We start from the raw sequence: 13,529 nt of genomic DNA, 5'->3' as shown, positions 1-13,529 counted from the left end.
ACCGGATGACCTGCGACGACCCCGGACGGGAAGGATCTCGGCCGCGCGCTGCGCCGACGCCGGCACTTCGGTGACGTCGACACGGACGGGCACCACGAAACGGCACACCGCGACGCGACGCGACCGCGCCGGGTGGACGGACGCCCGCGGGCAAGGCGCGGCGAACCCCGATTTCCGGCACTCCCCGAATAAGAGTTCGGCACGCCGAAACAATTCGTAAGGCCGGCCGAGGATTCGAGGATCCCGTGAGTGCGATCACCCCGCGTTGGAAATGCTGCGGTGTATTCGCTATATTCGTCGGCAGCGAAGGGGAGTAGCTCCCAACATCGCGGTCGACACACTGACGCCCCGGCGTCCGGCCGCGGCGGCCGCCGGTCCCGGCGGCGGGCGAGACCTTCGGCGACGACCCGTTCTGAAGCGGGTCGGGCCGGAGCGTGCGCCCTCGGTCCGGCCGACCGAGAGGAGCACGAACCCCGTGACCGGATTCCTCGCCGCTACCGCCGTCAGTTTCGCCGTCATCTTCGTCGCGGAACTGGGTGACAAGTCCCAGCTGATGGCGCTGACGTTCGCCACGCGATTCCGTGCGCTCCCCGTGTTGCTCGGTATCACCGCTGCGACGGCCGTGACGCACGCGATCTCGGTGGGCGTCGGGTACCTGCTCGGGGCGACGCTGCCGACGTTCTGGATCGCGCTGGCCGCCGCCGTCGCCTTCGTCGTGTTCGGGCTCTGGACGCTGCGCGGGGACACGCTCACCGACGACGAGAAGAACAAGAGCAGCGCCACCACGCGCTCGGCGTTCATCGCCGTCGGCGTCGCCTTCTTCCTCGCCGAGCTCGGCGACAAGACCATGCTCGCGACGATCACCCTGGCCACGCAGTACCCGGGCACCGGCGGCGTCACGGGCGTCTGGCTCGGCTCGACGATCGGCATGGTCGCCGCGGACGCCCTCGCGATCGTCGTGGGCCGCTGGCTCGGGCGGAACCTGCCCGAGAAGGCGATCCGGATCGGCGCGGCCGTACTGTTCTTCGTCTTCGGCGCTTGGCTGGCGGTGGAAGCGTTCGTCGGGGCCTGACCCTGAGAACCCGCTGCGCTTCTCGGAGCAGTCCGCTGGGCCGTCGCGGTGTATCCAGCCGGTCCCGCCGGTCGTTCGCCGTGCGCGGCGCACCGCCGGTCGCACCCGACGGCCGGGTGCTCTCAGGCCGGCTCGGGACGGCGACGGGGTGGCCCTAACCTCACCGCCCGTGAGCGATCGGACACGGCCCGGCGTACCGGCCCGCCTGTCCGTGGCGCTCTGCCTCGCGGCCGCGCTCACCACCGTGGTCGCCGTGGCCGCCGATCTCCTCGCCGGCAACCACGCCGCTCACGTCGCGGCGCTCGGCGCCGTCACGGTCGCCCTCGGGCTCGCGCGCGTGCGCCTCGCCGGTCGGCACCGCGTGCTGTTCGCGCTGCTCAGCGCGTCGGTCGTGGCCCAGCCCGTCGCCCATGCCGCCGGGGTGGTCGGCCGACCGGGCGCCGACGAGGGCAGCCTGCACCACCTCGACGCCGACAGCGCCACCTCGCTCGGCCACGTCGTGGTCGCGATGGCGCTCGTCGCCCTGGTCGGTGTCGCGGAGTCGCTGCTCGCGGCCGTCGCGGCGGCCGCGAGCGCCGGCTGCGCTGTCCTCACCCCCGTGCCCGGGCTCCCGCCCCGGGAGCCCGGGGTCACGGCGCCGCCGGTCGCCCCGGCGCGGCCCAAGCCCGGTCCCGGGCACCAGTACGCGCGGCGGCGCGGCCCCCCGCTCGCGGTCTGACGCCGCCGCACCCGTCACGCCCGCACCCGTCACGCCCGCACCCGTCACGCCCGCACCCTCACCCCGGCGCGCACCGTCCGACGGCCCCGCCTCCGGCGCGCCCCCGCTCCCCGACGGACGGAGTTCCCCCGTGCCCTCTGACCTCCTCGTCGCCCCACGGCCCGGCGGGGTGTGATCCGGTGGGACAACACGCCGCCGCACGGCCGAGCCGCAAGGGCCCGCGCCGAGCGCTCGAGGCCGCCATCGTGCTGCTGCTGGCGGTCGCCTCGCTCGTGCTCGGGCTCGCGTCGCAGGAGACGTCCACCCCGAGCGGGCCGGGCGGTGGTGCCACGGCCGCCCCTGCCCCTGGTCCTGTCGCCGTCGACCCGGCGACGTTCCCGCCCGGCGGCTGCGTCGCGCTGCCCGCGAGCGGCCCCGGCCCCGCGTCGACCGTCGTCCTCGACGCGGGGCACGGCGGCCCCGACCCGGGCAGCGAGGGGATGGCCGGCGACGGGACGGTGCGCCGGGAAGCCGATCTCACGCTGGCCGTCGCCCGGGCGGCCGCCGAGCGCCTGCGCACGCGGGGGACGACCGTCGTGCTGACCCGCAGCACCGAGGCGCTCGGCACCCCGCTCGCCCGGGGCGCGGTGCAGGACGGGGCGCTGACGACCGACGCGAGCCAGCGCGATCTGCTCGGTCGCGTGCGCTGCGCCAACGAGGCCCGGGCCGACGCCCTGGTGTCGGTGCACTTCAACTCCTTCGACGACGCCCAGGTCGGCGGCACCGAGACCCTCTACGAACCGGAGCGCTCGTTCGCACCGGAGAACCGGGCGCTGGCGCAGTCGCTGCAGACGGCGATCCGCACCCGCCTGACGGCGGGCGGGCACACGCCGCTCGACCGCGGGATCGCGGACGACTCCTCGGGCGCGGAGTCCGGCGGCGGGCACCTCGTGCTGCTCGGACCGCGCATCCCCGGCTACATCGACGAGCCCAGCGCCATGCCGGGCGCGCTGGTCGAGCCGCTGTTCCTGACCAACCCCGGCGACATCGCGGCGCTCGCCGACCCGGCCGGCACGGACGCGCTGGGGGAGGCGGTGGCGACGGGCGTCACGGAGTTCCTGGACGGGGCCCGCCGGCGCTGATCATGACAGCGCTGATCATGACAGCGCGTGTCAGCCGGCTCCGAGGTGACGAGGTCGGCGAGCGGCATGAGGATCGGCGTCCGGGCGCAGACCCGTGGCCGACAGGGGGCGTGCCCCCCTGCGCTCGGGGGAACCCGCCCGCGCACCGTTGGCGCCGACGGTCCCGGGGGCCGGAGGATGCAGCCGACGCGACCACGTGCGAGGAGGAGACGGACGGATGAGCGACCTCGAGGTCGACGTCGTGGTGATCGGCGCCGGTCCGGTCGGCGAGAACGTGGCAGACCGTGCCCACCAGCAGGGCCTCTCGGCCGCGATCGTCGAGTCCCGCCTCGTCGGGGGTGAGTGCTCGTACTACGCGTGCATCCCGTCGAAGGCGCTGCTGCGTCCCGTCGACCTGTACGCGGCGACGCAGCGCATGCCCGGCGTGGCAGGGGCGATCACCGGCACGGTGGACGCCGAGCAGGTGCTCGCGCGGCGCGACCAGTTCGCCGGCGAGGACGACTCCGGCCAGGCCGACTGGCTCTCCGGCGCCGGCATCACGCTGCTGCGCGGGCACGGGCGGCTCACCGGCGAGCGCGCGGTCGCGGTGGCCCACGCCGACGGCACCACGACCTCGGTGACCGCCCGATCGGTGGTCGTCGCGACGGGCTCGGTGCCGGTGTTCCCGCCGGTCGAGGGCCTGGACACCGTCAACGCCTGGACCAACCAGGAGGCGACGCAGGCCAAGGAGGTCCCCGCCTCGCTGGTGATCCTCGGCGGCGGCGTGGTCGGCGTCGAGATGGCGACGGCGTTCCGGGGCCTCGGCGCCCGGGTCACGCTCGTCCAGCACTCCGAGCGGCTGATCCCGGCCACCGAGCCCGAGGCCGGCCGGCGCCTGCGCGACGCCCTCGTCGCGAAGGGCGTCGACGTCCGGCTCGGCACGTCGATGACGGCGGTGCGCCGTGACGGCGACCCGGGAGACGCAGCGCAGCGGAGCTCGACCCGGGGGGAGGTCGTCGCCACGCTCGACGACGGCACCGAGGTGCGCGGCGCCGAGCTGCTCGTCGCCGCCGGACGCCGGCCCGCCACGTCCGACCTCGGCGTCGACACCGTCGGGCTCGAGCCGGGCACGCACCTCGCCGCGGACGACACGACGACCGTGCTCGGCGACTGGCTCTACGCCGTCGGCGACGCGAGCACCGGCGCCCAGCTGACCCACATGGGCAAGTACCAGGCCCGCATCTGCGGCGACGTGATCGTCGCACGGTCGAAGGGCACCGAGCTGGGCGGCCGGTACTCCCACCACGCCGCGACCGCGGAGCACACCGCCGTCCCGCAGGTGATCTTCACCGACCCTCAGGTCGGCGCCGTCGGGCCCACCGAGGCCGCGGCCCGCGACGCCGGGCTGACCGTCCGGGCGGTGTCCTACGAGCTCGGGAGCGTGGCGGGGGCGTCGCTGCAGGCCGACGGGTACGACGGGTTCGCCTCGATCGTCGTCGACACCGACCGGAACGTCATCGTCGGCGCGACCTTCGTCGGCCAGGACGTCGCGGAGATGGTCCACGCGGCGACGATCGCGATCGTCGGCGAGGTCCCGCTCGAGCGGCTCTGGCACGCGGTCCCGTCGTTCCCGACGATGAGCGAGGTCTGGCTGCGCCTGCTGGAGACCTCCGGGCTCTGAGGAGAACCGTCACCCGCCGGTCACCGACCGTGCGAGTGTCCGTCGCCGGGTCGCGGGTCCCCGAGCGGTAGGCAGTGCGCCGGTACCTGCATACTCGGGGGTCAGCATGAGGATTCGTCGCCTTGCCGTCCTGCCCGCCGTCCTGCCGGCCGGGCTCGTCTGGCGCACCGTCGGCGCGGGGTGGTGGGTCAGCCGCGGCTGGTACACGGCCCGTCCGCGGTTGCTCGCCGTGATCGACGAGGTCGACGCCCGCCGCCCCGGCCGCCCGGACTGATCCGCGGACCCTGCGCCGAACCCCGGCGTGCTGGGATTCTGATCACGTGTTCTCGCGTGTGCTCATCGCCAACCGGGGCGAGATCGCCGTCCGGATCGCCCGGGCGGCCGCCGACCTCGGGATCGCGTCGATCGCCGTCCACGCCACCGACGAGCCGGACGCCCCGCACGTCGCGAAGGCCGACGCCGCGGTGGCGCTCGCCGGGTCCGGCGTCCCGGCCTACCTCGACGTCGACGACGTCCTGCGCGCCGCCGCGGAGGCCGGCGCGCAAGCGATCCACCCCGGCTACGGCTTCCTGTCCGAGAGTCCGGCGTTCGCACGGGCGTGCGCCGAGCACGGCATCACCTTCGTCGGGCCGTCGCCGGAGGTGCTGGCCGACCTCGGCGACAAGACCCGTGCCCGCGAGCTCGCGGAGGCCGCCGGGCTGCCGGTGCTCGCCGCAGCGGACCGTGACGGGGCGGCGGCGCTGGTGGAGAAGACCGGTGCGGTGATGATCAAGGCGGTCGCGGGCGGCGGCGGCCGCGGGATGCGCCCGGTCACCGACCTCGACGCGCTGCCGGACGCCCTGGCGCGCTGCGCGTCCGAGGCGGGCGCGGCGTTCGGCGACGACCGGGTGTACGCCGAGGAGCTGCTGCGCCCGGCCCGCCACGTCGAGGTGCAGATCGTCGGCGACGGCACCGGCGCGGTCGTCCAGCTCGGCGAGCGCGACTGCTCGGTGCAGCGGCGGCACCAGAAGGTCGTCGAGGTGGCACCCGCGCCCGGTCTCGACCCGGCGGTGCGGGAGGGGCTGCACGCGGCCGCGGTGCGGCTGGGGGAATCGGTGCGCTACCGGGGCCTCGGCACGGTCGAGTTCCTCGTCAGCGGTGACCGCTTCGCGTTCATCGAGGTCAACCCGCGCCTGCAGGTGGAGCACACGATCACCGAGGAGGTCACCGGCGTCGACCTCGTGCGCGCCCAGTTCCGGCTCGCGGCCGGGGCGACGCTCGCCGACCTCGGGCTGGAGGCCCCGCCGAGCCCTCGCGGCACGGCGATCCAGGTGCGCATCACCCTCGAGCACACCGAGCCCGACGGCACCACCACGCCGACCGCCGGCACCCTCACCGCCTACGAGCTCCCCTCGGGGCGCGGGGTCCGTGTCGACGGCGCCGGCTATGTCGGCCACCGGACGAGCCTGCGCTACGACCCGCTGCTCGCGAAGCTGATCGTCTGGGATCCCGACGCCGACCTCGCCGTCGTCGCCGCGAAGTCGGCCCGCGCGCTTTCCGAGGTCAACATCGCCGGCGTCGGCACGAACGTCGACGTGCTCGCCGGCATCGTCGCCACCCCCGCCTTCGCCGCCGGCGAGCTGACCACCGGCTTCCTCGACGACCACCGCGACGCGATCCTCGCCGCGACCCGCCCGCACCGGTTCACCGCCGCCGGGCCTCCGACCGACGAGCCGGCGAGGATCCCGCGGGCCGCCCTCGGCGCGGACGCCGTGCACGCCGTCGCCCCGGGCACCGTGCGCTCCGTCGAGGTCGCCGCGGGTGACGTCGTCCGGGCCGGGCAGACGCTGCTCGTGCTCGAGGCGATGAAGATGGAGCACGTCGTCGCCGCCGCCGTGTCCGGCACGGTCGGGACGATCGCGGTCGCGGCCGGCGACACGGTGGCGACCGGGGACGCGCTGCTCGTCCTGGCCCCCGACCCGACCGCCGCCGACGACGCACAGGACGCGGTCGCCGTCGACCCCGACCACGTCCGCCCGGATCTCGCCGAGGTGATCGAGCGCCACGCGATCGGCCTGGACCACCGGCGTCCGGACGCCGTCGAGAAGCGCCGTCGCGCCGGTCTGCGCACCGCCCGGGAGAACCTCGCCCAGCTCTGCGACGCCGACAGCTTCGTCGAGTACGGCGCGCTCGCGATCGCCGCGCAGCGGGCCCGCCGCTCGCTCGACGACCTCGTCGAGCGCACGCCCGCCGATGGCATGCTCGCGGGCACCGCCACGATCAACGCGGACCTCGTCGGCGCCGAGAACGCGAACGCCGTCGTGCTCGCCTACGACTACACCGTCCTCGCGGGCACCCAGGGGTTCATCAACCACCGCAAGAAGGACCGCGCGGTCGCGATGGCCGCGGAGCGCCGCTGGCCGCTCGTCGTGTTCGCCGAGGGCGGCGGCGGGCGGCCCGGTGACACCGACGGCAGCTGGGCCTCGATGCTCGACGTCCCGACCTTCGAGATCTTCTCGCGGCTCTCGGCGCGGGTGCCGCTCGTCTCGATCGTGGCGGGGCGCTGCTTCGCGGGCAACGCCGCGCTCGCCGGGCTCTGCGACGTGATCATCGCGGTGGAGGGCGCCAGCCTCGGCATGGGCGGCCCCGCGATGATCGAGGGCGGCGGGCTCGGCGTCGTCGCGCCCGACGACGTCGGCCCGATGGACGTGCAGGTCGCCAACGGGGTCGTCGACGTCCTCGTCGCCGACGAGGAGGAGGCGACCCGCGTCGCGCGTCGGTACCTGTCGTACTTCCAGGGGCCGGTGGCCGACTGGGAGGCGCCCGACCAGCGGTTGCTGCGCCACGTCGTTCCCGAGAACCGGGTGCGGGCCTACGACGTGCGCGCGGTCGTCGAGGGCCTCGCCGACGTGGGCTCGGTGCTGGAGCTGCGCCGCGACTTCGCTCCCGGGATCCTCACGGTCCTCGTGCGCATCGAGGGCCGGCCGATGGGACTGATCGCCAACAACCCCGCCCACCTCGGCGGTGCCATCGACCACGACGCGGCGGACAAGGCGTCCCGGTTCCTGCAGCTCTGCGACGCCTTCGGGCTGCCGGTCGTCTCGCTGTGCGACACCCCGGGCTTCATGGTCGGCACCGAGTCCGAGACCCACGCGACCGTGCGCCACTTCAGCCGCATGTTCTCCGTCGGCGGGAACCTCTCGGTGCCGATCGGGCTCGTCGTGACGCGCAAGTGCTACGGGCTCGGCGGGCAGTCGATGATGGGCGGAAGCCTCAAGGCGCCGGCGTTCGCGGTGGCCTGGCCGACCGGCGAGTTCGGCGGCATGGGCCTCGAAGGCGCGGTGCGCCTCGGCTACCGCAAGGAGCTCGACGCCGTCGAGGACCCGCACGAGCGTCAGCGGCTCTTCGAGCGCTACGTCGCCGCCGAGTACGAGAAGGGCAAGGCGCTCGCGGTCGCCGGCGTCTACGAGATCGACGACGTCATCGACCCCGCCGACACCCGCCGCTGGATCACCTCGTCGTTCCCGCCGCGCCCGGTCGGACCCCAGCCGGCGAAGACCCGGCCGAACGTCGACACGTGGTGACCGTCAGCGCGCCCCGTTGAGCCCCAGCACGTCGAGCCAGGCCGAGATGCCGTCGAGGGCGGCCTTGCCGCCGGCCTCGGTCTCCGGAGCCGGGTCGAACGTCCGGGCCTCGCCCTCGCCGGAGATGTTCTTCGCGGCGAACGGGATCGGCACCGTGGCCCGCACCGGCGACATGCCCAGCGCGACCAGCACCGGCAGGAGCGCCTCGGCGGCGCGGGCGCCGGCGGCGACCCCGCCGTAGCCGATGAGGGCGACGGGCTTGCCGGCCCACTCCTGGTTGAGGTGGTCGAGGGCGTTCTTCAACGCGGCGTTGTAGCTGTGGTTGTACTCGGGGTGGACGATCGCGAACGCGTCCGCGCGGGCGATCGTCGCGCTGAACGCCTTCGTCGAGTCGAGCGTGTAGGTGGCGAGCCGCGGGTGGTGGGGCTCGCAGAACAGGGGCAGGTCGACCTCGGCGAGGTCGACGATCTCGACGTCGAACGCGCCGTGCTCCCGCGCGTACTCGGCGAACCAGCGCGCGATCGGCTCCCCGACACGTCCGGGCCGGGTGCTCGCGACGATGATCTGCAGCAGGGGGCGGGCGGCCTGCGTCATGGGGCTCCTTCACCGAAGACGATGGTTGTCGGTACAACCATCTTCCTCCTCTGTCCGGCGCCGTGCCGGGTGAGCTCGGGTGTTCGTGCTCGGCAGATCCACGACGGCCCGCGAGCATTTCTCGACCCACCTCGACGACTTCGGGGACAGAATCGGGGTCGGCTGACCCTGCCCGAGCCTGGAGCGATCGATGAAGAAGCTTCTCAACGACCCGGCCAACCTCGTCGCGGAGTCGTTGCGCGGTGTGGAGCGTGCGCACCCCGAGATCCGCGTCGACCACGAGAACCGGATCCTCTACCGCGCCGACGCGCCGGTGTCGGGCAAGGTCGGGCTGCTCTCCGGCGGGGGCAGCGGCCACGAGCCTGCGCACGCCGGGTTCATCGGCCCCGGCATGCTCGACGCGGTCTGTGCCGGCGAGGTCTTCACCTCGCCCGTGCCCGACCAGATGGCCGAGGCCACCAAGAAGATCGATGGCGGCGCGGGCGTCCTGCACCTCGTGTGGAACTACACCGGCGACGTCATGAACTTCGACATGGCCGCCGAGCTCGCCGCCGCGGAGACCGACACCACGGTCGAGGCCGTGGTCATGAACGACGACGTCGCGGTCGAGGACAGCCTGTTCACCGCCGGCCGTCGCGGGACCGGCGCCGCGATCGCTGTCGAGAAGATCGTCGGCGCCGCCGCCGAGCAGGGCCGCAGCCTGTCCGAGCTGGCCGACCTGGCCCGCCGCGTCAACGACCACTCCCGCAGCATGGGCATGGCCCTGACGTCCTGCACCGTCCCGGCCAAGGGCAGCCCGACCTTCGACCTGCCCGACGACGAGATCGAGATCGGGATCGGCATCCACGGCGAGCCGGGCCGGCGGCGGGTCCCGCTCGCCTCCGCCCACGACATCGCCGACATGCTCGTCGGGCCGATCCTCGCCGACCGCGACTTCACCGGCGGCGACGGCGTGCTCGTGTTCGTCAACGGCATGGGCGCCACTCCGCAGCTCGAGCTGTACCTGATGTACCACGAGATCGCGGCCCTTCTCGACAAGGCGGGCATCGTCCCGGTCCGCACGCTCGTCGGGCCCTACGTCACCAGCCTGGACATGGCCGGGTGCCTGGTGTCGATCACCCGCTTCGACGACGACATGCTCCGGCTCTGGGACGCCCCGGTCGCCACGAGCGCCCTGCGCTGGGGGATGTGATGGCGGATGTCGGCGTCGAGACTCTCGAGAAGTGGCTGCGAACGTTCGCCGCGTCCGTGGCCGACCAGCAGGAGAACCTGACCTCCCTCGACGCCGCCATCGGCGACGCCGACCACGGCGCCAACATGCACCGCGGGATGACCGCGGTGGTGGACGGCCTCGCCGCGACGCCCGCCGGCGACCCGGCGGCGCTGTTCAAGCAGACCGGCATGACGCTGGTGAAGTCGGTCGGGGGAGCGAGCGGCCCGCTCTACGGGACGCTCTTCCTGCGGATGGCCCCGGCCACGGGCGGGGCGGCGACCCTCGACGCGGAGACGTTCGCGAAGGCCCTGCGGGCGGGGCTCGAGGGCGTCGTGGCGCGTGGCAAGGCCGAGGTCGGCGACAAGACCATGGTCGACGCCCTCACGCCGGCCCTGGACGCGCTGGACGCCGCCCTGAGCGCCGGGCAGTCGCTGGCGGACGCGCTGCGCGCGGCATCCGCCTCCGCCGACGAGGGCCGGGACGCGACGACGCCGATCGTGGCTCGCAAGGGCCGCGCGAGCTACCTCGGCGAGCGCAGCGCCGGCCACCAGGACCCGGGCGCCACATCGGCCGCCCTCCTCGTCGCCGCGGCGGCCACCGCCGTCGCGGAGCAGGAGGCCGCGTGACGGTCGGGATCGTCGTGGTCTCCCACAGCCGGGCCCTCGCCGACGCGGCGGTCGCCCTGGCCGGGGAGATGCTCCACGGCGGGGGCGGGGCCGTCGAGGTCGCCGCCGGGGCCGACGACGGGGGCTTCGGTACCGACGCCGTGGCCATCAGCGAGGCGCTCACCGCCGCCGACCAGGGCGACGGCGTCGTGGTGCTGATGGACCTCGGCAGCGCCGTCCTCTCGGCCGAGCTCGCGCTCGAGCTGGTCGACGACGACGTCCGCGAGCGCGTCGTGCTGTGCCCGGCGCCGCTGGTCGAGGGCCTGGTCGTCGCCGCGGTCAGCGCGGCGGGCGGGGCCTCGGCGGCGGAGATCGCCGCCGAGGCGGCCGACGCGCTGCTGGCGAAGTCGGGTCACCTGGGGGCGGCGGCTCCCTCTCCGGCCGAGCCCGATCGGGCCGCGGCCGGGGCCGAGGAGACCGGCGTGTTCACCGTCGGCACGCCGCACGGGCTGCACGCACGTCCGGCGGCGCTGCTCGTCGGTGCGTTGCGCGGGCTCGACGCCGACGTCCGGCTGCGCAACGTCACCCTCGACGGGCCGGAGGTGTCCGGGGCGAGCCTGTCGCGGGTGGCGACGCTCGGCGCGCTCCAGGGGCACGAGATCGCCGTCCGGGCGGGCGGCGCCGACGCGGCCGAGGCCGTGCGGCGGCTGCTGGCGCTGGCCGCGGACGACTTCGGGGAGTCGTCGTCACCGGTGCCGGCCCCTGTCGCCGCGGTGACCACCGGCCACCCGGTCCCGGCCTCGCCGGGGATCGGGATCGGGCCGGTGCGCGCGACGGGCGCCGCTCCGGTCGCCGTGCCCGACCCTCGGCCCGGCACCCCGGACGAACAGCGGGCCCGCCTCGACCACGCCCGCGGGAGCGTCCGCGCGCACCTGCAGACCGTCCGCGACCGGGCGGCCCGCGAGATCGGCGCCGCCGAGGCGGCGATCTTCGACGCCCAGCTGCTGCTCCTCGACGACCCGGAGGTCCTCGCGGACACCGGAGCCCGCCTCGACGCCGGCCTCGACGCCGGCCTCGACGCCGGCATCGACGCCGCGCGGGCCTGGGCGGACGTGCTCGACGACGTCGAAGCTCGGCTGGCGGCCGCCGCCGACGAGTACCTGCGCGCCCGCGCCGCCGACGTGCGGGACGTGCGCGACCAGGTGCTGCGGGCGCTCGGGGGCGCCTCCTCCGGGAACGCCGAGGGCGACGGGATCGTCGTCGCCGACGAGCTCACGCCCGCCGAGGCCGCCGTGCTCGACCCCGGCCGGACGCCCGCGGTGGTGCTCGCCGGCAGCAGTCCCACCGCGCACGCCGCGATCCTGCTGCGGGCGCGGGGTGTGCCGGCGGTCGTCGGGGTGGGCGGCGCGCTGGTCGCCCGGGCTCGTGAGGCCGCCGTGCTGGCCGTCGACGGGAGCACCGGCGAAGTCGTCGTCGACCCCGACCCCTCGGCCCTCGCCGACTTCCGTGACCGGGCCGACGCACTGGCCCGCCGGCGGGACGAGGCATCGCGAAGGGCCCACGAACCCGCGGTCACCCGCGACGGGACCACCGTGCTCGTCGGCGTCAACGTCGGCTCGGCCGCCGACGCGACCGCGGGCGTCGGGGCCGACCTCGCCGGCCTGGTGCGCACGGAGTTCGGCTTCCTCGACCGGCGCTCCGCGCCCGACGTCGACGAGCAGGAGGCCGCCTACCGGGCGATCGCCGAGGCCATGGGCGGGCGGAGGATCACCCTGCGCACGCTCGACGTGGGCGGCGACAAGCCCCTCGAGTACCTGCCGATGCCCGCCGAGGCCAACCCGTTCCTCGGGGTGCGGGGTCTTCGGCTCGCGCTGACCCGCCCCGCGCTGCTCGCCGACCAGCTCCAGGCGATCGTGCGCGTAGCCCACACCCACCCGGTCGACGTCATGTTCCCGATGGTCGCCGACGTCGACGAGCTCGCCGCCGCCCGCCGCGCCCTCGACGCCGCGGTCGATGACGTCGGCCGGGGTCGGCCCGAGGGCCTGCGGGTCGGGATCATGGTCGAGGTGCCGGCGGCGGCGCTCAAGTCCGCCGCCTTCGCTCCGGACGTCGACTTCTTCTCGATCGGCACCAACGACCTCACCCAGTACACGCTGGCCGCCGAGCGCGGCAACGACGCCGTCGCCGCGCTCGCCGACGCCCTCGACCCCGGCGTGCTCGCGCTGATCGCGGCGACGGCTTCCGGAGCCGGTGACGACGTGCTCGTGGCGGTGTGCGGCGAGCTGGCCGGCGACGAGCACGCCGCCGCGCTGCTGATCGGCCTGGGCGTGCGCGAGCTCAGCGTCGCGCCGGGGTCGGTGGCGACGGTCAAGCAGGCGGTGCGCGACGTCGACCTGGCGACGGCGCGCGACCTGGCGGCCGCGGCGCTCGCGTGCCCCGACGCGGCGGCCGTGCGGGCACTGCTGGCGTGACGCCCAGATCGCTGGGGCCGCGCCGGGCAGGCATCCTCTATCGCCGGTGGGCACATCGCCGGGCGTTCGAAGATCCGGCGGCGTTCGCGGAGCTCGCCCTCCGTCGTGTGCGCGCGGCGAAGGACTGCCTGGTCGTCACGGACGCCGAGCACGGTCCGAGCGCACGTGTCGCTGCCTCCTCGCGTACCAGGACGACCGCACGCGGAGCTGCGTGAGCATCGAGTGCGGGGCTGCCCCGGAGGCGTGGCCCGGCGACGCGTCGTCTCGCTTCAAGCCGGCGTGGGTCGCGTTCTGGCCGGACGGCACCGCGGTCGTCGCGCCGGAGCCGTTCGGTCGGCCGGGTGCGCGACTCGTCCGCGTCGATCGCACGGATCGTTACCCATCCGTGACCTGGCGGTGGGCTGTCGGGGGCTGCTGGTCGGCCGGGGCTGTCGGGGGTCGGGTCTAGATTCGAACACATGAGCGAGCGGGGTGGGTGGGGCGGTCTGGTGGCCGGTCTCGATGCCCTGCCC

General features: G+C 75.1%; 10 protein-coding genes. 9 read left to right on the top strand and 1 reads right to left on the bottom strand.

Features of this window, described 5'->3' with window-relative positions; all coding sequences use genetic code 11:
- Positions 1 to 475 precede the first annotated feature (475 nt).
- The 6 genes from AC2A1K_RS32855 (at position 476) to AC2A1K_RS32830 (ending at position 8,134) form a co-directional block, all read left to right on the top strand.
- The gene (locus tag AC2A1K_RS32855) at positions 476 to 1,072 is read left to right on the top strand and encodes a TMEM165/GDT1 family protein (protein ID WP_483900564.1); all 597 of its coding nucleotides are present in this window, start codon (positions 476 to 478) and stop codon (positions 1,070 to 1,072) included.
- Between the two features lie 169 nt (positions 1,073 to 1,241).
- Positions 1,242 to 1,790, top strand: a complete 549-nt coding sequence (locus tag AC2A1K_RS32850; protein WP_483900563.1) for a hypothetical protein — start codon at positions 1,242 to 1,244, stop codon at positions 1,788 to 1,790.
- A gap of 179 nt (positions 1,791 to 1,969) precedes the next feature.
- A complete protein-coding gene (locus tag AC2A1K_RS32845; protein WP_483900562.1) occupies positions 1,970 to 2,911 on the top strand; it encodes an N-acetylmuramoyl-L-alanine amidase family protein in 942 nt (313 codons plus the stop codon).
- Between the two features lie 217 nt (positions 2,912 to 3,128).
- Positions 3,129 to 4,571, top strand: a complete 1,443-nt coding sequence (locus AC2A1K_RS32840; protein ID WP_483900561.1) for a dihydrolipoyl dehydrogenase family protein — start codon at positions 3,129 to 3,131, stop codon at positions 4,569 to 4,571.
- 106 nt (positions 4,572 to 4,677) lie between these two features.
- Positions 4,678 to 4,845 carry a hypothetical protein gene (locus tag AC2A1K_RS32835; RefSeq protein ID WP_483900560.1) on the top strand — a complete coding sequence of 56 codons (168 nt, stop codon included), beginning with the start codon at positions 4,678 to 4,680 and terminating at the stop codon, positions 4,843 to 4,845.
- A 46-nt stretch (positions 4,846 to 4,891) separates the two neighbouring features.
- Entirely contained in the window at positions 4,892 to 8,134 is a 3,243-nt protein-coding gene (locus tag AC2A1K_RS32830; RefSeq protein WP_483900559.1) for an acetyl-CoA carboxylase family protein, read from the top strand.
- A gap of 3 nt (positions 8,135 to 8,137) precedes the next feature.
- Here AC2A1K_RS32830 and AC2A1K_RS32825 read toward each other — a convergent pair whose 3' ends face one another.
- Positions 8,138 to 8,728: an NADPH-dependent FMN reductase gene (locus AC2A1K_RS32825; protein WP_483900558.1), complete on the bottom strand. Its 591-nt coding sequence runs from the start codon at positions 8,726 to 8,728 to the stop codon at positions 8,138 to 8,140.
- Between the two features lie 190 nt (positions 8,729 to 8,918).
- On the opposite strand from AC2A1K_RS32825, the gene dhaK reads away from it, so the two are divergent.
- The 3 genes from dhaK to ptsP are packed head-to-tail and all read left to right on the top strand — an operon-like array spanning position 8,919 to position 13,017.
- A complete protein-coding gene (gene dhaK, locus AC2A1K_RS32820) occupies positions 8,919 to 9,920 on the top strand; it encodes a dihydroxyacetone kinase subunit DhaK (protein ID WP_483900557.1) in 1,002 nt (333 codons plus the stop codon).
- A complete protein-coding gene (dhaL, locus tag AC2A1K_RS32815) occupies positions 9,920 to 10,567 on the top strand; it encodes a dihydroxyacetone kinase subunit DhaL (RefSeq protein WP_483900556.1) in 648 nt (215 codons plus the stop codon). The genes dhaK and dhaL overlap by 1 nt, the downstream gene beginning before the upstream one ends.
- Positions 10,564 to 13,017 carry a phosphoenolpyruvate--protein phosphotransferase gene (ptsP, locus tag AC2A1K_RS32810; RefSeq protein ID WP_483900555.1) on the top strand — a complete coding sequence of 818 codons (2,454 nt, stop codon included), beginning with the start codon at positions 10,564 to 10,566 and terminating at the stop codon, positions 13,015 to 13,017. Before dhaL ends, ptsP begins: the two co-directional genes overlap by 4 nt.
- The last annotated feature ends 512 nt before the right edge of the window (positions 13,018 to 13,529 follow it).

The sequence above is a fragment of the Actinomycetospora sp. 2LY8.5 genome, from assembly GCF_057180585.1.
The sequence above is the reverse complement of the archived record's forward strand: the minus strand, read 5'-3'. Positions and strand labels throughout refer to the sequence as shown.

Excerpts from the sequence above, each read along its gene's own strand:
- AC2A1K_RS32840 (WP_483900561.1), top strand. The coding sequence starts at position 3,129 with ATGAGCGACCTCGAGGTCGACGTCGTGGTGATCGGCGCCGGTCCGGTC.
- AC2A1K_RS32835 (WP_483900560.1), top strand. The coding sequence starts at position 4,678 with ATGAGGATTCGTCGCCTTGCCGTCCTGCCCGCCGTCCTGCCGGCCGGG.
- AC2A1K_RS32825 (WP_483900558.1), bottom strand. The coding sequence starts at position 8,728 with ATGACGCAGGCCGCCCGCCCCCTGCTGCAGATCATCGTCGCGAGCACC.
- dhaK (WP_483900557.1), top strand. The coding sequence starts at position 8,919 with ATGAAGAAGCTTCTCAACGACCCGGCCAACCTCGTCGCGGAGTCGTTG.
- dhaL (WP_483900556.1), top strand. The coding sequence starts at position 9,920 with ATGGCGGATGTCGGCGTCGAGACTCTCGAGAAGTGGCTGCGAACGTTC.